Source organism: Desertibacillus haloalkaliphilus (assembly GCF_019039105.1).
GTDB lineage: Bacteria > Bacillota > Bacilli > Bacillales > KJ1-10-99 > Desertibacillus > Desertibacillus haloalkaliphilus.
The window spans coordinates 1-422 of record NZ_JAHPIV010000177.1; the positions used below are offsets into that span (position 1 = coordinate 1).

1 protein-coding gene and 1 pseudogene are annotated in these 422 nt (G+C 39.3%); both read right to left on the bottom strand.

Annotated elements, in window-relative coordinates; translation table 11 throughout:
• A partial coding sequence (tatAY, locus tag KH400_RS21420; protein WP_217228093.1) for a sec-independent protein translocase protein TatAY occupies positions 1-164 on the bottom strand: 164 nt, incomplete at its 3' end.
• A gap of 91 nt (positions 165-255) precedes the next feature.
• Positions 256-422: pseudogene (locus tag KH400_RS21425) on the bottom strand (redox-sensing transcriptional repressor Rex); the annotation flags it as partial.

Sequence of the window (422 nt, forward strand, 5' to 3'; positions counted from 1 at the left end):
TTTTTCTTGTTCTTATCTTCATCTGCTAAGCCTTTTGTTGCGTTTTTAAATTCACGTAATGTATTCCCAGCAGCTTTTCCTAACTCTGGTAACTTCTTTGGACCAAAAATTAGTAACGCAACGATTGCGATTAATGCAATGCTGCCTGCTCCTAATCCACCCATAGGTAGCACCTCCTTTTCCTACGCTTCATTATAGAGTGTGTTCAAATAGAAGGCAATGGCTTCTATTCTGTATAAAAAGGGAAAACCACCCTTATACAGGGTAATGCTTTAAAAAGTAAACCAATGCTTGTAACTCAACCGAAAGATCAATATGGTGTACACGTACAGTTTCTGGCACGTCGAGTCTAGCTGGTGTAAAGTTTAATATCCCTTGTATCCCTGCAGCAACTAATTGATCTGCAATCTTCTGTGCTGCAA